Below are 19663 nucleotides of genomic sequence, written 5' to 3' on the forward strand. Positions count from 1 at the left end.
ACCGGCTGCGGGGGCGTCGTGCGTTCAGGACCGCTTCGGCGGCCAGGGGACGAAGGCGCTGGTGCGGGCCACGTACTCGGCGAACCCCGGCCGGGAGCTCGCCATCCGGCGCTCGGTCATCGCCGCCCCGGACCCCTTGACCAGGTTCAGGGTCATGAGCACCGGGCAGACCACGAACACCCAGCCCGACCAGTGCGCCGCGGTGGGCAGCCACAGGCCCCACATCACGCAGGCGTCGCCGAAGTAGTTCGGGTGGCGCGTGTACCGCCACAGCCCCCGGTCGTTGACCTTCCCCCGGTTGGCCGGGTCGGCCTTGAACCGCTCCAGCTGCCAGTCGCCGACGGTCTCGAAGGTGAAGCCCAGCGACCAGACGGCCACCCCCAGCAGGGCCACCACCAGCGGCCAGCCCGTGGTGGCCGGCCCGTCCTGGAGGGCGGCGACCAGCAGGGGCAGGGACACCACGAGCAGGACGGCGGTCTGCGGCAGGTAGACCCGGCGGTAGAGGTGCGCGGCCACCGAGCCCCGGGCGCGCCCGGCGATCTCCTCGTACCGCGGGTCCTCCCGGTCCCCGTTGCGCCGGCCGATGTGCACCGCCAGGCGCACACCCCACGCCGTCGTCAGCGCCAGCACGAGCAGCTGGCGGCCGAGGTCGCCGTGCCCGCCCGCCCGGGCGGTGAGCAGCCCGGTGAGGGCGACCACGACGAACCCCAGCCCCCACACCAGGTCGACCACCGAGTGCCGGCCCAGCCGCAGGGCCAGCAGCCAGGTGCCGGTGAACACGGCCAGCAGGACACCGGACGTGATCAAGGCGCTCCAGCCGAACGCGCCCCAGTCCAGCCCCACGCCGCGCCGGGCCCGTCAGGAGGCCCGGCGGGGGGCGCCCAGGCCCTCGTGCCAGGAGCTGCGGGTGGCGGGCATCCCGCTGCGGCCGTCCGGGCGCGGCTTGCTGAACAGCAGCTGGTCCACGCCCATCCGGTTCTCCGCGAACGTCAGCCCGCCGCCGGCCAGGTAGAGCCGCCAGATGCGCGCCCCTGCGGTGCCGATCAGCCCGGCCACGTCGTCCCAGCGGTCCTCGAGGCGCTGGGCCCAGGCGCGCACGGTCCAGTCGTAGTGCTCGCGGATGCTCTCCACGTCCCGCAGCTCCAGGCCCGGCGCGGCCAGCATCTCGGCGGTCTGCCAGGTCGGGCGCATGTGCATGTCGGGCGCGACGTAGCGCTCGATGAACGCGCCGCCCCCCGGGGCGCTGGGGTGGCTCATGGCCTGCACCAGCACCCGGCCGCCCGGGCGCACCAGCCGGTGCAGGGTGGCCGCGTAGACCGGGTACTGCTCCTGGCCCACGTGCTCGCTCATCTCGATGGAGCTGATCGCGTCGTAGGGGCCCTCGGCGGGCATCGGCACGTCGCGGTAGTCCTGCAGCCGCACGGTGACCCGGTCGGCCAGGCCGCGCTCGGCGACGACCTTCTCGATGTGGTCGCGCTGCTGGGCCGAGATGGTGACGCCGGTGGCGTGCACGCCGTGGTGCTGGGCGGCGTAGACGATCATCGAGCCCCAGCCGCAGCCGACGTCCAGCAGCCGCATGCCCGGCTGCAGGCCGAGCTTGCGGCAGACCAGCTCCAGCTTGTCCCGCTGCGCCTCGGTGACGGTGTAGCTGCCGTCGGCGGCACCGGGGTCGGTCGCCGGGTCCTCGCGGAAGTAGGCGCAGGAGTAGGCCATGTGCTCGTCGAGCAGGGCCTGGTAGACGTCGTTGCTCTGGTCGTAGTGGTAGCTGATCGCGTCGCTGTCGCGGTCGGTGGTGTGCTTCTCGCCCGACAGCACCGCCTCCTCCGGCGGGGCGGCCGGGCGCGGGCCGACGATGCCCAGGCGCACCGCCGTCCGGGCCCAGCGCAGCTGGTCGCGCACGCCCGGCAGGGCCGGGGGCCGCTCGCGGACCAGCGACCAGACCCGGGACAGGCCCTCGGCCAGGTCGCCCTCGACGTCGATCTCGCCGGCGACGTAGGCCCGGGCCAGCCCGAGCTCGTTGGGGTCCCAGAGCAGCCGGCGCAGCGCCGTGCGGCTGCGCAGGACGACGACGGGGGCGTCGGCCGGGCCGGCCTCGCTGCCGTCCCAGGCGCGGATGCGGACCGGGACGCGGCCGCCGAAGACCTCGCCCACGAGGCCGGCCAGGCGGCCGGCGACGGTGCGGTCGGGGGTGCTCATGTGAGGTGGTGCTCCTGTCCTGGCGACGACGTGCGGGTAGATCGTGCGGCATTCGCGCGCGGGGGGCCCAGCGGATGCCCGTGGCCGCGCGTCGTCCGCGGCGTGTACTCTTCTCCGCGTTCCCCCCAGACCGCTGGTCGTCGCACGTCCGCGTGCGATCGAAGGTCCCGGATCCGTCCGGGCGGCCCGCGCAGGTGAACGGTTCGTCGCCAGGTCTCGTGCCTGCCCACGCCCCGTGCGCCCTGCGCCGGGGCGTCCGTCGTCTCCGGGCCCCTCGATCGGTGCGCGCCGTGCCTCCTCCGGTGGTCGCCCCGACTGAGAGAGGAGGCCCATGCCCACGCAGGCCAAGGATGCGGCGATCGCGGAGATCACCAGCCGGTTCCAGGACTCGAGTGCGGCGGTGCTCACCGAGTACCGCGGGCTGACCGTGGCGCAGCTGAGCCAGCTGCGTCGTTCCCTCGGTGCGGGCAGCAGCTACGCCGTCGTCAAGAACACCCTGACGAAGCGGGCCGCGGACTCCGTCGGCTTCTCCGAGCTGGCCCCGCTGCTCACCGGCCCGACCGCCATCGCGTTCATCGCCGGTGACCCGGTCGAGGCCGCCAAGGCGATCCGCGACTTCGCGAAGGCCAACCCGGCCCTCGTGGTCAAGGGCGGCGTCGTCGAGGGTCGTCCGGTCGACGCCGCCGAGGTCACCCGCCTCGCCGACGTCGAGTCCCGCGAGGTCCTGCTGGCCAAGCTGGCCGGCGCGATGAAGGGCAACCTGACCAAGGCCGCCGGGCTGTTCCAGGCCCCGCTGTCGCAGGTCGCCCGGCTCGCCGAGGCCCTCAAGGAGAAGAAGCCCGCGGGCGACGCTCCCGAGGCCGCCGCCGACGACACCGCTGCTGCTGCACCCACCACCCCCGACACCGACGCTGACGCCGCGCCCGCGGCCAGCGACGACTGACCAGTAGGAGAAGAACCATGGCCAAGCTGTCCACCGACGAGCTGCTCGACGCCTTCAAGGAGATGACCCTCCTGGAGCTGTCGGACTTCGTGAAGCAGTTCGAGGAGACCTTCGAGGTCACCGCCGCCGCCCCCGTCGCCGTCGCCGCCGCCCCCGGTGCCGGTGGTGGCGCCGCCGCCCCCGAGGCCGCTGCCGAGCAGGACGAGTTCGACGTCATCCTCGAGGCTGCCGGCGACAAGAAGATCCAGGTCATCAAGGAGGTGCGCGGCCTGACCTCGCTCGGCCTCAAGGAGGCCAAGGACCTGGTCGACGGCGCGCCGAAGCCGGTCCTGGAGAAGGTCGCCAAGGACGCCGCGGACAAGGCCAAGGCCGCCCTCGAGGGCGCCGGCGCCACCGTCACCGTCAAGTGACACCCCGCCCGGCGCACGCCGGGCCCGTCGCCTGCGGGTGACACCGATCCACAGCAGGGGCCGCACCTCCACCCGGGGGTGCGGCCCCTGCTGCGTGCGCGGCAGATCGCGGTGAGGTCACGAGTTCGTGTGAGACGGGGGCCACCCGATTGCCGTGACCTGCGTAACCACTAACCTCGTCCCTCGTTACTCCCCGGTAGACATGCGCGGCCGCAGGTGGGGCCGCATGATGCCGGGGCCCAGCACGGGCAGTGGCGCCGGCACCGTAGCCGGTGGAGGAGGTCGGACCGTGGGCGTGGCCGTGCACGTGGAGGGGCTCACCAAGTCCTTCGGCAGCCAGAACATCTGGTCCGACGTGACCCTGACCCTCCCCCCGGGCGAGATCTCGGTGATGCTCGGCCCCTCGGGCACCGGCAAGTCGGTCTTCCTCAAGTCGCTGGTGGGCCTGCTCAAGCCCGAGCGCGGGTCGATCGTCATGACCGACACCGACATCGTCAGCTGCTCCGAGCGCGAGCTCTACGACGTCCGGCGGCTGTTCGGCGTGCTCTTCCAGGACGGCGCGCTGTTCGGCTCGATGAACCTCTACGACAACATCGCCTTCCCGCTGCGCGAGCACACCAGGAAGAGCGAGTCCGAGGTCCGGTCCATCGTCATGGAGAAGATGGACATGGTCGGCCTGGCCGGCACCGAGGGGAAGCTCCCCGGGGAGATCTCCGGCGGCATGCGCAAGCGCGCCGGCATCGCCCGCGCGCTGGTGCTGGACCCCGAGGTCATCCTCTTCGACGAGCCCGACTCCGGCCTCGACCCGGTCCGGGTGGCCTACCTCAACCAGCTCATCGTCGACCTCAACGCGCAGATCGACGCCACGTTCCTCATCGTCACGCACGACATCGGCACCGCCCGCACCGTGCCCGACAACCTCGGCCTGCTCTTCCGCCGGCACCTGGCGATGTTCGGGCCGCGCGAGCAGCTGCTCACCAGCCAGGAGCCCGTCGTCCGGCAGTTCCTCAACGGCCGCCGCGAGGGCCCGATCGGGATGAGCGAGGAGAAGGACGTCGCCCAGGTCGAGGCCGAGATGGCCGCCCTGGAGGCGCGCGGGGGCGACGCGCACAACGGCGTCGGGCCCAAGGGCGCCTCGGGCGGGGACGCCGTGCCGCCGCAGCTGGAGCCCAGCCCCGGCCTGCCCGAGCGCAAGGCCGTGCGCCGCCGCCAGGAGCGGGTGGCCCGGATGCTGCACACCTACGACCCGGCCACCGCCGACGCCATCCGCGCCAGCCTGCCGGCCGACCTGCTCGCGCTGGCCGACTCGGGCTCCTTCGCGCCCACGGCCGGTGGCGGGCGCGAGTGGCGCACCGAGGACGGTGCCGACCTGGTGGTCCCCGACCCCCGGGGCTGTCCGTGACGGCAACCCCGGGGGAGAAGCCGAAGGCACCGGGGCTGCTGGACGGGAAGTTCTCCCCGGCGCGCCCGCTCAAGGCCAGCGGCAACCTCTTCGCCTTCGCCCTCGACGTCGTCCGGGCGGTGTTCCGGCGGCCGTTCCAGCTGCGGGAGTTCATCCAGCAGACCTGGTTCGTCGCGTCGGTGACGATCCTGCCGACCGCGTTGGTCGCCATCCCCTTCGGCGCGGTCATCGCCTTGCAGCTGGGCTCGCTCACCCGGCAGCTGGGCGCGCAGTCCTTCACCGGCTCGGCGTCGGTGCTGGCCGTGCTGCGCGAGGCCAGCCCGATCGTCACCGCGCTGCTCATCGCCGGCGCCGGCGGCTCGGCCATCTGCGCCGACCTGGGCGCCCGCAAGATCCGCGACGAGATCGACGCGATGGAGGTCCTCGGGATCTCCCCGATCCAGCGCCTCGTGGTGCCCCGCGTGCTGGCCGCGATGCTGGTCGCCGTCCTGCTCAACGGCCTGGTCTCGGTCGTCGGGGTCTCCGGCGGGTACTTCTTCAACGTCATCCTGCAGGGCGGCACCCCGGGCGCCTACCTGGCCTCGTTCAGCGCGCTGGCCCAGGTGCAGGACTTCTGGTCCGGCGAGCTCAAGGCGCTGATCTTCGGGCTGATCGCCGGGATCGTGGCCTCCTACAAGGGCCTGCGGGCCGGCGGTGGCCCCAAGGGCGTCGGCGACGCGGTGAACCAGTCGGTGGTCATCACCTTCCTGCTGCTGTTCGCGGTCAACTTCGTCATCACGGCCATCTACTTCCAGCTCGTGCCGCCGAAGGGCCAGTGACGATGGCCCTCCTCTCACCCGTCGACCGGGTCAAGGTCCGCGCGCGCCGCCTGGTGCGCACCGTCTACGGCCGGCCCATGGCCACCCTCGAGGACCTCGGGGACCAGGTCAGCTTCTACGGCCGCGCGCTGGGCTGGACGCCGCGCACGCTGCGCCGCTACAAGCGGGAGACCTTCCGGCTGCTGGCCGAGGTCAGCTTCGGGACCGGCGCGCTGGCCGTGGTCGGCGGCACCGTCGGCGTCATCGCCTTCCTGTCCTTCTTCACCGGCACCGAGGTCGGCCTGCAGGGCTACCAGGCACTGGACCAGCTGGGCACCTCGGCGTTCACCGGGTTCCTCTCCGCGTACTTCAACACCCGCGAGATCGCGCCCCTGGTGGCCGGGCTGGCGCTGTCGGCGACGGTCGGCTGCGGGTTCACCGCGCAGATCGGCGCGATGCGGATCAACGAGGAGATCGACGCCCTGGAGGTCATGGGCGTGCCCTCGCTGCCGTTCCTGGTCACCACCCGCATCGTCGCCGGCTTCGTCGCCGTCATCCCGCTCTACGTCATCGGGCTGCTCACCAGCTACTTCGCCACCCGCACCATCACCACCTCGGTGTACGGGCAGTCGGCGGGCACCTACGACCACTACTTCAACCTGTTCCTGCCACCGCAGGACGTGCTCTGGTCCTTCGTCAAGGTGCTCGTCTTCAGCGTCGTGATCATCCTGTCGCACTGCTACTACGGCTACCGGGCCGGCGGCGGGCCCGCCGGTGTCGGGCTGGCCGTGGGCCGCGCGGTGCGCTTCTCGATCGTGGCCGTGATGGTCATCGACCTGTTCCTGTCCCTGGCCATCTGGGGCTCGACGACGACGGTGAGGATCGCAGGATGAGCGGGCGCAGGGTTGCGCTGCGACGGGTGCAGGGGCTGGCCTTCCTGGTGGTCATCGCCCTGCTGCTCGGGCTGGCCGTGGCCACCTACCAGAAGGCGTTCAGCGGGGCGGTGACCGTCACCCTGCAGACCGACACGATCGGCAACCAGCTGCAGCGGGCCAGCGACGTCAAGGTCCGCGGCGTCATCGTCGGGGAGGTGCGCGACGTGCAGGCCTCGGCGCAGGGCGCCACGGTCGAGCTGGCCATCCAGCCCGAGTACCTGGACCAGATCCCGGCCGACGTGAACGCCCGGCTGCTGCCCAAGACGCTGTTCGGCGAGCGGTTCGTCTCCCTCGTCATCCCCGACGACCCGAGCGCCGAGCGGCTGGCCGCCGGCGACACCATCCCGCAGGACCGCAGCGAGAACGCCATCGAGCTGGAGCGGGTCATCGACGACCTGCTGCCGCTGCTGCAGGCCGTCGACCCGGCCGACCTGTCCTACACCCTGGGCGCGGTGGCCGACGCGCTGCGCGGCCGCGGCGACCGGCTGGGCCAGAACCTGGCCGACACCGGCAGCTACGTCGGCCAGATCAACACGGTGCTGCCCGAGCTGCAGGCCGACATCTCGCTGCTGGCCGACGTCGCCGACACCTACGAGTCCGCGGCGCCGGACATCCTGGCGGTGCTGGACAACCTCTCGGTCACCGCGAGCACGGTCGTCGACCAGGCCGAGCAGCTGCGCCGGACCTTCACCGTGGTCGGCTCCTCGGCGCAGACCGCGGCCGGCTTCCTGCAGCAGAACGAGGGCGCGCTGATCCAGCTGGCCCAGGGTTCGCGGCCGGTGCTGTCGCTGCTGGCCCGCTACTCCCCGGAGTACCCGTGCCTGCTCAACGGCCTGGCCCGGTTCAACCCGATGATCTCCGAGGCCTTCGGTGCCGACGGCGACCCGGCGCTGAACCTGAACATCACGGTGACGCTGCCGCCGCGCAACCCCTACGTGCCCGGTGACCAGCCGGCCTACGACGACGTGTCGGGGCCGGACTGCCGGGGGCTGGGGGACATCGACGGCGTCATCGCCGCGGCCGCGCAGGGCGAGTTCTACTGCCCGGTCCCGCCGTTGGACGGCGTCGACTCCGCGGACAACCCGGTGTCGGGCAACCCGCGCTGCCTCGGCGGCACGGGGCCGACCGACCTGCCCTCGCCCGACACCCGCACCGGCCGGGACGGCACGGGCGTGGGCACCGACGTCGACCTGGCCTCGGCGTTCCCCCGCGGGCTGACCGACGGCGGGGCCGGGGGCGCGGCGAGCGTCGCCGGGTCGTCGGCCGAGCTGGACTTCGTCCGCGGCCTGCTGGGCTACCAGACCGGCGTCGACCCCTCGCAGGTGTCCGACCTGGCCGCGTCCAGCCTGGCGCCGCTGCTGCGCGGGACGCAGGTGATGGTGCCGTGAGGGGGCTGACCGCACCCATCGTGAAGCTGGTCGTCTTCGCGATGGTCACGATCCTGGCCAGCTACGTCCTGCTGGCCACCATCACCAACGCCGGCTACGGCGACCAGACCGCCTACCGGGCGCAGTTCACCGACGTCGCGGGCCTGGTCGCCGGCGACGAGGTGCGCATCGCCGGGGTGCGCGTCGGCCAGGTCACCGACATCGGCCTGACCGGCGACGAGGAGGCGCCGCAGGCCGAGGTCGGCTTCGAGGTGTCCTCCGACGTGCCGCTGCCCGCCGACGTCCAGGCCACGATCAAGTACCGCAACCTCGTCGGCCAGCGCTACATCTCCCTGACCGAGGGGTCGGGCTCGGGTGGGCAGACCCTCGCGGCCGGCGACATGATCCCGGTCGCCCAGACCAAGCCGGCGCTGGACCTCACCGTGCTGTTCGGCGGGTTCCAGCCGCTGTTCCAGGCCCTGGACCCCGACGACGTGAACCGGCTGTCCTACGAGCTCATCCAGGTCTTCCAGGGCGAGGGCGGCACGGTGCAGAGCCTGCTGGCGCACGTGGGGTCGCTGACGAACTCCCTGGCCGACAAGGACCAGGTCGTCGGCAGCGTCATCGACAACCTCACCACCGTCGTGGGCACGGTCGCCGCCCGCGACCAGCAGCTGTCGGACCTGGTGGTCTCGCTGCAGCAGTTCGTCTCGGGGCTGACGGAGGACCGGCAGGCCATCTTCGACTCGCTGCAGACCATCGACGGGCTGGCCTCGACCACGTCCCAGTTCCTCAGCGACGCCCGGCCGCCGCTGGCCGCCGACATCACCGCGCTCGGGGACCTCTCGACCAACCTGGCCGACAGCGGCGACGTGCTGGAGGGCTTCCTGCAGCTGGCCCCGACCAAGATCGACCTGATCACCCGGACGGCGGTCAACGGCAGCTGGTTCAACTTCTACCTCTGCTCGGCGTCCGGCGTGGTCACCCTGCCCGTCGTCGGCACCACCCAGGTGCCCCCGGGCGGGGCGCAGAACAACTCGGCGGGGTGCAGCTGATGGCCCGCGAGTCCCGCCCGTTCCGCGACCGCAACCCGGTGACCATCGGGGCGGTCAGCCTGTCGGTCATCGCGCTGCTGGTGCTGCTGGCCTTCAACGCGCAGTCCCTGCCGTTCATCGGCGGCGGCACGGTCTACTCCGCGCAGTTCAGCGAGGCCGCCGGCCTGCGGGCCGACGACCCGGTGCGGGTCGCCGGGGTCAAGGTCGGCCAGGTGGAGAGCCTGGCGCTGGAGGACGGCGCGGTCACCGTGCAGTTCCGGGTCCGCGACGCCTTCGTCGGCGACCGGAGCGAGGCGGCGATCAAGATCGAGACGGTGCTGGGCGCGAAGTACCTGGCGCTGGTGCCGCAGGGCACGACGGCGCTGGACCCGGGGACGCCGATCCCGCTGGACCGCACCGCCTCGCCCTACGACGTCGTGCAGGCCTTCAGCGGGCTGGCGCAGACCATCGACAGCATCGACACCGGTCAGCTCGCCCAGTCCTTCGAGGTGCTCAGCCAGACCTTCGCCGACACCCCCGACGAGGTGCGCACGTCCCTCGACGGGCTCTCCCGGCTGTCCCAGACCATCGCCAGCCGGGACGCCCAGCTGCAGCAGCTGCTGTCGGCCACCCGGGACGTGACGCAGGTGCTCGCCGACCGCAACGGCGAGTTCACCCAGCTCATCATCGACTCCAACACGCTGCTGACCGAGGTGCAGAACCGCCGGCAGCTCATCGACTCCATCCTCACCACCACCCAGCAGCTGTCGACCCAGCTGTCCGGGCTGGTGCAGGACAACACCGCCGCGCTCACCCCGGCCCTGGCGCAGCTGTCCACGGTGACCGACATCCTCGAGCGCAACCGGCAGAACCTGGGGGACACGGTGGCCAACCTGGCGCCCTTCGTCACGGTCTTCACCAACACGCTCGGCAACGGGCGCTGGTTCGACAGCTTCGTGGACAACCTGATCCCCGGGGTCGTCGGCGGCGCGCTGTGCGGCTCGGTCTCCCAGGGCACCGGCGGCCTCGTGGGGTGCTCGCCGTGACCGCCCGGCTGCAGCGGTTCGTCGCGCTGGCCGCGGCCCTCGTCCTGGTCGGGGCGCTGGGCTGGGCGGTGCTGCGCCCGGCCGGCCAGATGCGGGTCACCGCCTACTTCGACCAGGCCGTGGGCCTCTACGAGGGCTCCAGCGTCCGGATCCTGGGCATCGACGTCGGCTCGATCACCTCGGTCGTGCCGATGGGCGACCGGGTGAAGGTGGACATGCTGGTCGACGAGGACTACGCCGTCCCCGCCGACGCCGACGCCGTGATCCTGGCCCCGTCGCTGGTGGCCGACCGGTACGTGCAGTTCGCCCCGGTGTACAGCGGCGGCGACCGGATGGCCGACGGCGCCGTCGTCCCGCTGGAGCGCACCGCCACCCCGGTCGAGCTCGACCAGGTGTACGGCGCGCTGGACGACCTCTCGACCGCGCTGGGCCCGACCGGGGCGAACGCGGACGGGGCGCTGTCGGACCTCGTCGACGTCGCCGCGGCCAACCTCGACGGCAACGGCCAGGCCCTCAACGACACCCTGTCCGGCTTCTCCCAGGCCGTGCGCACGCTGGCCGACAACCGCGACGACCTGTTCGCCTCGGTGGAGAACCTGCAGACCTTCACCAGCGCGCTGGCCACCATCGACAGCCAGGTCGGCCAGTTCAACCAGAACCTGGCCGCCGTCGCCGACCAGCTGGCCGGCGAGCGGCAGGACCTCGCCCAGGCCATCTCGCTGCTGAACACCGCGCTGGGCCAGGTGGCCACCTTCGTGCAGCAGAACACCGCCCTGCTGACCACCAACGTCGACCGGCTGGCCGACGTCACCCTCACCCTGGTGCAGCAGCGCCAGGCCCTCGCCCAGGTGCTCGACGTCGCACCCGCGGCGATCGGCAACCTGGCCCACGCCTACAACCCCGACTACGGGACCCTGGACACCCGCGACAACTCCCTCGGCAGCCAGAACGCCGACGTCGTGGTCTGCCAGCTGCTGGGCCAGGCGGGCCGGCTGCAGCTGGGCGGGGTGAACCTGGCCGACCCCACCGCGCTGCTCGGGCTGCCCCCCATCGACCAGGTGTGCGGGCGGATCCTGTCCGGGGACCCCGGCGCCACCGGACAGCTGCTGGACCTCAACGGCAACGGCATCCCCGACCTGCAGGAGCTGCTGACCGCCATCTTCTCGCCGTCGTCGTCCGCGCCCGGCGGGGGATCGTCCCTGCCCGGTCTGCCCTCGATCCCGGGAGCCGGCTCGTGACCACCTCCCCCCGCCGCGCGGCCGCCCGCCGTGCCGCCGCGCTGGCCGCCGTCGCCGTCCTGCTGTCGGGCTGCGGGTTCCGCGGGGCCTACTCCCTGGACCTGCCCGGCGGCGCCGACACCGGCGACGACCCGTACTCGGTGCAGATCCAGTTCGCCGACGTGCTCGACCTGGTGCCGCAGTCCGGCGTCCGGGTCGCCGACGTGCCGGTCGGCAAGGTCACCGACATCCAGCTCGGCTCCGACTGGACCGCCCTGGTCACCGTCGAGGTCAACGGGGACGTCGACCTGCCGGCCAACGCCGTCGCGATGATCCAGCAGAGCTCGCTGCTGGGGGAGAAGTACGTCGAGCTGGCCGCACCCGGCGGGGGAGAGGCACCCACCGGCGAGCTCGGCGACGGCTCGCTGATCACCCTGGACCGCACCAACCGCAACGTGGAGGTCGAGGAGGTCCTCGGCGCGCTGTCCCTGGTGCTCAACGGCGGCGGGCTGACCCAGCTGCAGACGATCACCTCCGAGCTCGGCCAGGCCCTGGAGGGCCGCGAGGACGCCGTCCGCAACACCCTCGACCAGCTCGACACGTTCATCGGCGGCCTGGACGACCAGCGGACCGAGATCAACCGGGCGCTGGACAGCGTCGACGCGCTGGCCGCGACGCTGGCCCAGGGCACCGGGACGCTGACCACGGCGCTGGACACCATCGGCCCGGGCCTGGCGGTGCTGGAGGACCAGCGCGGTCTGCTGGTCTCGATGCTGCAGTCCCTCGCCCAGCTCGGCGACGTCGGCACCCGGGTCATCAACGAGACCGGCGCGGACACCGTGGCCAACCTGCAGGACCTGCAGCCCATCCTCAGCCAGCTCGCCGCCGCCGGACCGGACCTGGCCAACTCGCTGGACCTGCTGCTGACCTACCCCTTCCCGGCCAGCTCGCTGAGCGCGCTGCAGTACCGCACCGACCAGCGGACCGGCGGGTACGCCCTGTTCACCAACATGACCGCGGACCTGAACCTGGACCTGACCCAGCTGTTCTGCCGCTACGTGACCGACCAGACCACCGGCGCCCTGGTGCTGCTGGACCCCTCCCAGGTCTCCGACACCTGCGGCGTCGCCGGCAGCCCGGGTGGCGGGGCGGGCACCACCCCCGGCCAGGGCTCGGGCGGCAGCGGCTCCGGCGGCGGGTTCACCCTGCCCACGCTGCCCGACCTCACCGCGCTCGTGCCGGGCACCGGCACCACCGGCTCGGGCTCGGGCGGTGGCCTGCTGGGCCTGCCGGCCATCCCCGGCCTGACGACGGGAGCCGGCCGGTGATCACCCGCACCACCCGGCTGCAGCTGCTGGCCTTCGCGGTCGTCGCGCTGCTGGGCATGAGCTACGTCGGGTTCCGCTACGTCGGGCTGGACCGGCTGCTGTTCGGCGGCGGCTACACCGTCGCCGCCGAGTTCACCGACTCCGGCGGCATCTTCGTCAACGCCGAGGTCACCTACCGCGGGGTCGCCGTCGGCCGGGTCAGCGACATGCGGCTCACCGACGGCGGCGTGGAGGTCGACCTGAGCATCGACGACGGCGCCCCGCCCATCCCGGCCGGCGCCGCGGCCGCGGTCGCCAACCGCAGCGCCGTCGGCGAGCAGTACGTCGACCTGCGGCCCGACTCCGCCGACGGCCCGTTCCTCGGCGACGGCTCCGTCATCCCGGTGGACCGGACCTCGATCCCGATCCCGGTCGAGCAGCTGCTGCAGGACGTCGACGGCCTGGTCGGGTCGATCGACACCGACAACCTGCGGATCGTGGTCGACGAGCTGGGCACCGCCTTCGACGGCGCCGGCGGGGACCTGTCCCGGCTGATCGACAACGGCAACCTGCTGCTCACCCGCGCCGAGCAGTCCCTGCCCGAGACGCTGCAGCTGATCCGCGACGGGCAGACCGTGCTGCAGACCCAGGCCGACTCGCGCAGCGCCATCGAGGACTGGGCGGCCAACCTGCGGCTGCTGTCGGACACCCTGGTCAGCAGCGACCCCGACCTGCGCAGCCTGGTGGTCAACGCCCCCGACGCCGGTGCCGCGCTGCAGCAGCTGGTGCAGGACGCCGGCCCGGGCCTGGGGTCGCTGATCCGCAACCTGGACGTGCTCAACGACGTCACCACCCCGCGCCTGGACGGCGTGGAGCAGCTGCTGGTCACCTACCCCGAGGTGGTCACCGGCGGGTTCAGCGTGGTCCGCCGGGACGCCGACGGGCAGATGCGCGCCCACTTCGGGTTCGTGCTGAACTCCGACGACCCGCACGCGTGCATCAGCGGCTACGTCTCCAGCGGCTCGACGCCCTCGCCCGGCGCGGTCGCCGGCCTGGACACCGGCCAGGTGCGCTGCGACGTGGTGAACGGTGTCGACCCGGACCCGGGCGACGGCATCGACGAGACCGGCTCCAACATCCGCGGCGAGCAGAACATCGGCGGTGCCGGCGGGCAGGGGTCGCCCGGACCGCAGGGCGGGACCGTCGGCGGCGGCCCAGCCCTGGACGGGCTGTTCACCGACCTCCTCGGCGGGCTGCTGGGCGCCTCGCCGTTCGCGACCACCGCCGGCTGACCCGCCGGGCCGCACCGGCGCCGGTGCCGGCCCGGACAGCTACCGTGACCTGCCCGCCGCCTGCGCCCGCGCCGCCGGCACCGACCCGAGAGGAGCGCACCGTGACCGACCAGACCCGGGTGGGCTCGCCCGAGGCCGAGCCCGACCGCCGCCCGGACGCCCACACCGACGTCGCCACGGACGCCGCCACGACCGGCGACGCCGTGACCGGCGGCGCCACGAGCAGCGAGGTCCCCTCGGCCGGTGCCGCGACGGCCGACGCGTCCGACGAGGACGGGGACCGGACCGGCGGCCGCCGGGGTCGGCGCGCCCGCCGCCGGGCCGCGGCGGGGGAGGGGACCACCGCAGCCGGCGAGGACGACGCCGCCGGCGCCCCCCGCCGCGCGGCCCTGCCGCTGGTGCCGGCCCTGGCCGTCCTGCTGGTGCTGCTGCTGGCCGGCACCGGCTTCCTGTGGTTCACCCGCCCGGGCAGCTCGGCGGTGGCGACCGGGGACTACGTCGACGCGCTGCAGGCCGCCCGGGCCGGCATCGTCGACGTCACCTCCTTCGACTACCTCACCCTCGACGACGACATCACCCAGATCGAGGCGGTGACCACCGGGGACCTGACCCAGGAGTCGGTGGACCGGCTCAACGACAGCCGCCAGGCGCTCACCGACGCGCAGGCCGTGGTGAACACCGAGGTGGTCGGGGCCGCGGTCGGCGCGGCCGACGGCAGCACCGCCACCGTCTACATGGTCATCCAGTCGACCCAGACCAGCAGCGCCTCCCAGCAGGCCCAGGTGCAGCGCTACCGCATCGAGGTCGACCTCACCAAGGACGGCGGCCGCTGGCTGCTGTCCGGGATCTCCGGACGGTGACGCGACCGTGACCGACACCCCCGAGGCCCCCGAGGGCGGCACCGGCCGTCCGCGGCCGCGGCCCACCCCCCGCCCGCGCGCCGGTGCCGCCCGGCCGGCGCCGCGGCCCCGCGTGGCCGGCAGCCGCCGCGCCGACGACGACACCACCACCGACGCCGCCGGCGCCGTCGCACCCGCCGCCGTGCCGGTCGACCCGGCGGCCGGCGACCCGGCCCACGGCGACCCGGCCCCCGGCGCCGCGGCTCCCGGCGACGCGGCGGGGGCGCGCCGTCGTCCCGCCCCGCGGTCGCGGACCGTCGAGGCCGCACCGCTGCCGAAGGCGCGGCCCCGCCCGCCCGCGCGCGCTGCCACCGCCCCCGCCGAGGAGGCCCCGCAGGAGGACCGGGCGGGCCGCCGTCGGCTGACCCTGCCCCGGCGGACCGGGCGCCGCACCGGCCGCGGTGCCGCCCCGGCCCGGGGCCGCAGCCGTGTGCTCGCCCTGGTGCTCGCGGTCGCCTGCGTGCTCACCGCCGCCGGCGGCGGGTGGCTGCTGTGGCAGCGCACCCACCCGACGTCGGTCGACCCGGCGATCTTCGACGCCGCGCGCAGCGGGGTGGAGGCCGTCTACGGCTACGACTACCGCGACTCCGACGGCAGCGTGCAGCGCAAGCTCGACGCCCTGACCGGCGACCTGCGGGACCAGTACGAGTCCGACCTGTCCTCCGGCGGGATCATCGACACCTACGAGCAGGTGTCGGCGACCACCAGCTACGACGTGCTCGAGGTCGGCCTGCAGCAGGTCAACCAGTCCCAGGACCAGGCCACGCTGGTGGTCTTCGGCGACTACGTCGTGCAGTCGGTGAACTCCGGCACGCAGACCGCCCCCGCCGGCTCGGAGTGCACGGTGACCGACGACGGCGCGCAGTCGTGCACCCAGACCGTGCGGGTGACGGTGCTCGAGACCGGGGACGGCTGGAAGATCAGCGAGCTCACGCTGCTCACCAGCAGCTGAGCGGTCCGGGCGCACCGACCGGCGCGCCCGGCTGTCGCGACGGGCGCTCCTACGGCATCATTCCCGTCGGCGGCGCGAGCCCTCCGACCCCACGTGGACATCCGTCCCGATCGCGGGTAGGGTCTCCTGTTGCGCTGCCCTCTGACTGCCTGCCCGCCGAGCCGGGTCACCAGGGGTGCCCCGGAACACCACGGGCCACTCCGCGTTGACCAGGTCGGGAGGGTGCGAGTCGGCCGTCGGGTCGCAGCGCCGCATCCACCGCCGACGACGACCAGCACCGACCGCCCGCACGTCGTGAGGTCCTTGGAAGGACGCATCTTGGCAGGCTCCAGCCCCACCAGCACGAACCCCACCAGCACCGAGCAGATCATCCCGGACGACCCCCAGAACAGCGCGCACACCGCCGGCACCGCAGCGCAGAAGATCCCCGGCGCCCCGCTCCGCGTCTCGTTCGCCAAGATCCACGAGCCCCTCGAGGTGCCGGATCTGCTGGCGCTGCAGACGGCCTCCTTCGACTGGCTCGTCGGCAGCCCGGAGTGGAAGGCGACGCTGTCCCCCGAGGAGGCGGAGACCGCCGTCGGCGGCCTGGCCGACATCCTCGAGGAGATCTCCCCGATCGAGGACTTCAGCGGCTCGATGTCGCTGTCCTTCTCCAACCCGCGCTTCGAGGACGTCAAGGCCTCCCTCGAGGAGTGCAAGGACAAGGACATGACGTACGCGGCGCCGCTGTTCGTCACCGCCGAGTTCATGAACAACACCACCGGCGAGATCAAGAGCCAGACGGTGTTCATGGGCGACTTCCCGATCATGACGAACAAGGGCACGTTCGTCATCAACGGCACCGAGCGCGTGGTCGTCTCGCAGCTGGTCCGCTCCCCGGGCGTCTACTTCGACAAGACCCTGGACAAGACCAGCGACAAGGACGTCTTCTCCGCCAAGGTCATCCCCAGCCGCGGGGCGTGGCTGGAGTTCGACGTCGACAAGCGCGACACCGTCGGCGTCCGCATCGACCGCAAGCGCCGTCAGCCGGTCTCCGTGCTGCTCAAGGCGCTGGGCTGGACCGAGGACCGCATCCGCGAGCACTTCCAGTGGTCGCCCACGATGCTGGCCACCCTCGAGAAGGACCACATCGCCGGCCAGGACGAGGCGCTGCTGGACATCTACCGCAAGCTGCGTCCGGGCGAGCCCCCGACGCGCGAGTCGGCCCAGGCGCTGCTGGAGAACCTGTTCTTCAACCCCAAGCGCTACGACCTGGCCCGCGTCGGCCGCTACAAGGTCAACAAGAAGCTGGGTGTCGACGTCCCGCAGCCCACGCAGACGCTGACCGAGGACGACATCGTCGCCACCATCGAGTACGTGGTGAAGCTGCACGCCGGCGAGCCCGACCACGGCGTCGACGACATCGACCACTTCGGCAACCGTCGCCTGCGCACGGTGGGCGAGCTGATCCAGAACCAGATCCGGGTTGGCCTGTCCCGCATGGAGCGCGTCGTCCGCGAGCGGATGACCACCCAGGACGTCGAGGCGATCACGCCGCAGACCCTGATCAACATCCGGCCGGTCGTCGCCTCCATCAAGGAGTTCTTCGGCACCAGCCAGCTGTCGCAGTTCATGGACCAGACCAACCCGCTCGCGGGCCTGACCCACAAGCGCCGCCTGTCGGCGCTGGGCCCGGGTGGTCTGTCGCGTGAGCGCGCCGGCATGGAGGTGCGCGACGTGCACCCCAGCCACTACGGCCGCATGTGCCCGATCGAGACCCCGGAGGGCCCGAACATCGGCCTGATCGGGTCGCTGTCCTCCTTCGGGCGGGTCAACGCCTTCGGGTTCATCGAGACCCCGTACCGCAAGGTCGAGGACGGCACCGTCACCGACCAGATCGACTACCTCACCGCCGACGAGGAGGACCGCTTCGTCGTCGCGCAGGCCAACAGCCCGCTCGACGCCAAGGGCCGTCTCGCCGAGGAGCGCGTGCTCGTGCGCACCAAGGGCGGCGAGGTCGACTACCTGGCCCCCGAGAACGTCGACTACATGGACGTGTCGCCGCGGCAGATGACCTCGGTCGCCACCGCGATGATCCCGTTCCTGGAGCACGACGACGCCAACCGCGCGCTCATGGGTGCCAACATGCAGCGCCAGGCCGTCCCGCTGCTGCGCAGCGAGGCGCCGCTGGTCGGCACCGGCATGGAGCTGCGCGCCGCCGTCGACGCCGGTGACGTCGTCACCGCGGAGAAGGCCGGCGTCGTGGAGGACTCCACGGCCGACTACGTGACCGTGATGGCCGACGACGGGACCCGGCAGACCTACCGGCTGCTGAAGTTCCGCCGCTCGAACCAGGGCACCTCGATCAACCAGACGCCGGTCGTCGAGGAGGGCCAGCGGGTCGAGGTCGGCCAGGTCATCGCCGACGGCCCCTGCACCGACCAGGGCGAGATGGCGCTGGGCAAGAACCTGCTCGTGGCGTTCATGCCGTGGGAGGGCCACAACTACGAGGACGCGATCATCCTGTCGCAGCGCCTCGTGCAGGACGACGTCCTGTCCTCGATCCACATCGAGGAGTTCGAGGTCGACGCCCGCGACACGAAGCTGGGCGCCGAGGAGATCACCCGGGACATCCCGAACGTCTCCGAGGAGGTCCTCGCCGACCTCGACGAGCGCGGCATCATCCGCATCGGTGCCGAGGTCGTCCCGGGCGACATCCTGGTCGGGAAGGTCACGCCCAAGGGCGAGACCGAGCTGACCCCCGAGGAGCGCCTGCTGCGCGCCATCTTCGGCGAGAAGGCCCGCGAGGTCCGCGACACGTCGCTGAAGGTCAAGCACGGCGAGTCCGGCAAGGTCATCGGCGTCCGGGTGTTCTCCCGCGAGGACGGCGACGAGCTGCCCGCCGGCGTGAACGAGCTCATCCGGGTCTACGTGGCCCAGATGCGCAAGATCTCCGACGGCGACAAGCTGGCCGGTCGCCACGGGAACAAGGGCGTCATCTCCAAGATCCTCCCGCAGGAGGACATGCCCTTCCTCGAGGACGGCACCCCGGTCGACATCGTGCTCAACCCGCTGGGCGTGCCCGGCCGGATGAACGTCGGCCAGGTCCTGGAGACCCACCTCGGGTGGGTGGCCAAGACCGGGTGGCAGGTCGAGGGCGACCCGGAATGGGCGCGCAACCTGCCCCAGGGCGCGCGCGGCGCGGAGCCGGGCACCCGCACGGCGACCCCGGTGTTCGACGGTGCCCGCGAGGAGGAGATCGTCGGCCTGCTGGGCTCGACCACGCTCACCCGCGACGGGCAGCGCCTGGTCAAGGACACCGGCAAGGCGCGGCTGTTCGACGGCCGGTCCGGGGAGCCCTTCCCCGAGCCGATCTCGGTGGGCTACGTCTACATCCTGAAGCTGCTGCACCTGGTCGACGACAAGATCCACGCCCGTTCGACCGGTCCGTACTCGATGATCACCCAGCAGCCGCTGGGTGGTAAGGCGCAGTTCGGCGGTCAGCGGTTCGGCGAGATGGAGTGCTGGGCCATGCAGGCCTACGGCGCGGCCTACGCGCTGCAGGAGCTGCTGACCATCAAGTCCGACGACATCCTCGGCCGCGTCAAGGTGTACGAGGCGATCGTCAAGGGCGAGAACATCCCCGAGCCGGGCATCCCGGAGTCGTTCAAGGTGCTGCTCAAGGAGCTGCAGTCCCTGTGCCTGAACGTCGAGGTGCTCTCCGGTGACGGGCAGGCCATCGAGCTGCGCGACACCGACGACGAGGTCTTCCGGGCCGCGGAGGAGCTGGGCATCGACCTCTCCCGCCGCGAGCCGTCGTCCGTCGAGGACGTGTGATCGGTCGCCGGCGCGGGGGTGCGCGACACCCCCGCGCCGGCGCCTCGACC

At 72.6% G+C, this 19663-nt stretch carries 16 protein-coding genes; 14 read left to right on the top strand and 2 right to left on the bottom strand.

All coding sequences use genetic code 11. The annotated features are described in order from the left end of the window. Nucleotides 1-24 precede the first annotated feature (24 nt). Together BLT39_RS07750 and BLT39_RS07755 are read right to left on the bottom strand one after the other, a co-directional pair. Nucleotides 25-807, bottom strand: a complete 783-nt coding sequence (locus BLT39_RS07750) for a DUF1295 domain-containing protein (RefSeq protein ID WP_207507690.1) — start codon at nt 805-807, stop codon at nt 25-27. Between the two features lie 51 nt (nt 808-858). After that, nucleotides 859-2196, bottom strand: a complete 1338-nt coding sequence (locus BLT39_RS07755) for an SAM-dependent methyltransferase (RefSeq protein ID WP_091061360.1) — start codon at nt 2194-2196, stop codon at nt 859-861. 331 nt (nt 2197-2527) lie between these two features. Here BLT39_RS07755 and rplJ point away from each other — a divergent pair, with 331 nt between their 5' ends. From rplJ to rpoB, 14 genes are all read left to right on the top strand, one after another. Beyond that, nucleotides 2528-3139, top strand: a complete 612-nt coding sequence (gene rplJ / locus BLT39_RS07760) for a 50S ribosomal protein L10 (RefSeq protein WP_091061362.1) — start codon at nt 2528-2530, stop codon at nt 3137-3139. Nucleotides 3140-3156: 17 nt separating this feature from the next. Beyond that, nucleotides 3157-3549: a 50S ribosomal protein L7/L12 gene (gene rplL / locus BLT39_RS07765; RefSeq protein ID WP_091061364.1), complete on the top strand. Its 393-nt coding sequence runs from the start codon at nt 3157-3159 to the stop codon at nt 3547-3549. Nucleotides 3550-3838: 289 nt separating this feature from the next. Further along, the gene (locus BLT39_RS07770; RefSeq protein ID WP_207507699.1) at nt 3839-4951 is read left to right on the top strand and encodes an ABC transporter ATP-binding protein; all 1113 of its coding nucleotides are present in this window, start codon (nt 3839-3841) and stop codon (nt 4949-4951) included. Beyond that, on the top strand, nt 4948-5769 hold the full coding sequence (locus tag BLT39_RS07775; RefSeq protein ID WP_242658241.1) for an MlaE family ABC transporter permease: 822 nt from the start codon (nt 4948-4950) through the stop codon (nt 5767-5769). The genes BLT39_RS07770 and BLT39_RS07775 overlap by 4 nt, the downstream gene beginning before the upstream one ends. A 2-nt stretch (nt 5770-5771) precedes the next feature. After that, nucleotides 5772-6641, top strand: a complete 870-nt coding sequence (locus BLT39_RS07780) for an MlaE family ABC transporter permease (RefSeq protein WP_207507701.1) — start codon at nt 5772-5774, stop codon at nt 6639-6641. Continuing rightward, nucleotides 6638-8071 (top strand): MCE family protein, encoded by a 1434-nt coding sequence (locus BLT39_RS07785; RefSeq protein ID WP_091061368.1) that lies wholly within the window; start codon nt 6638-6640, stop codon nt 8069-8071. Before BLT39_RS07780 ends, BLT39_RS07785 begins: the two co-directional genes overlap by 4 nt. Then, nucleotides 8068-9105: an MCE family protein gene (locus BLT39_RS07790; RefSeq protein ID WP_165640195.1), complete on the top strand. Its 1038-nt coding sequence runs from the start codon at nt 8068-8070 to the stop codon at nt 9103-9105. Before BLT39_RS07785 ends, BLT39_RS07790 begins: the two co-directional genes overlap by 4 nt. Then, nucleotides 9105-10130, top strand: coding sequence for an MCE family protein (locus BLT39_RS07795; protein ID WP_091061848.1), 1026 nt, complete (start codon nt 9105-9107; stop codon nt 10128-10130). Before BLT39_RS07790 ends, BLT39_RS07795 begins: the two co-directional genes overlap by 1 nt. Further along, a complete protein-coding gene (locus BLT39_RS07800; RefSeq protein ID WP_091061850.1) occupies nt 10127-11368 on the top strand; it encodes an MCE family protein in 1242 nt (413 codons plus the stop codon). Before BLT39_RS07795 ends, BLT39_RS07800 begins: the two co-directional genes overlap by 4 nt. Beyond that, nucleotides 11365-12675, top strand: coding sequence for an MCE family protein (locus BLT39_RS07805; protein ID WP_091061370.1), 1311 nt, complete (start codon nt 11365-11367; stop codon nt 12673-12675). Before BLT39_RS07800 ends, BLT39_RS07805 begins: the two co-directional genes overlap by 4 nt. Continuing rightward, nucleotides 12672-13946, top strand: coding sequence for an MCE family protein (locus BLT39_RS07810; protein ID WP_091061372.1), 1275 nt, complete (start codon nt 12672-12674; stop codon nt 13944-13946). The genes BLT39_RS07805 and BLT39_RS07810 overlap by 4 nt, the downstream gene beginning before the upstream one ends. A gap of 101 nt (nt 13947-14047) precedes the next feature. Next, the gene (locus BLT39_RS07815; RefSeq protein ID WP_091061374.1) at nt 14048-14806 is read left to right on the top strand and encodes a hypothetical protein; all 759 of its coding nucleotides are present in this window, start codon (nt 14048-14050) and stop codon (nt 14804-14806) included. 7 nt (nt 14807-14813) lie between these two features. After that, a complete protein-coding gene (locus BLT39_RS07820; RefSeq protein WP_091061376.1) occupies nt 14814-15797 on the top strand; it encodes a hypothetical protein in 984 nt (327 codons plus the stop codon). Between the two features lie 318 nt (nt 15798-16115). Continuing rightward, nucleotides 16116-19613, top strand: coding sequence for a DNA-directed RNA polymerase subunit beta (gene rpoB / locus BLT39_RS07825; RefSeq protein WP_242658242.1), 3498 nt, complete (start codon nt 16116-16118; stop codon nt 19611-19613). Nucleotides 19614-19663: the final 50 nt, after the last annotated feature.

Origin of the sequence: Klenkia brasiliensis, assembly GCF_900100695.1 — a bacterium.
Classification (GTDB): domain Bacteria; phylum Actinomycetota; class Actinomycetes; order Mycobacteriales; family Geodermatophilaceae; genus Klenkia; species Klenkia brasiliensis.

What these genes read in the sequence shown, in the direction of transcription:
- BLT39_RS07755 (WP_091061360.1), bottom strand. Translation starts at nt 2,196, where the DNA reads ATGAGCACCCCCGACCGCACCGTCGCCGGCCGCCTGGCCGGCCTCGTG.
- rplJ (WP_091061362.1), top strand. Translation starts at nt 2,528, where the DNA reads ATGCCCACGCAGGCCAAGGATGCGGCGATCGCGGAGATCACCAGCCGG.
- rplL (WP_091061364.1), top strand. Translation starts at nt 3,157, where the DNA reads ATGGCCAAGCTGTCCACCGACGAGCTGCTCGACGCCTTCAAGGAGATG.
- BLT39_RS07780 (WP_207507701.1), top strand. Translation starts at nt 5,772, where the DNA reads ATGGCCCTCCTCTCACCCGTCGACCGGGTCAAGGTCCGCGCGCGCCGC.
- BLT39_RS07785 (WP_091061368.1), top strand. Translation starts at nt 6,638, where the DNA reads ATGAGCGGGCGCAGGGTTGCGCTGCGACGGGTGCAGGGGCTGGCCTTC.
- BLT39_RS07795 (WP_091061848.1), top strand. Translation starts at nt 9,105, where the DNA reads ATGGCCCGCGAGTCCCGCCCGTTCCGCGACCGCAACCCGGTGACCATC.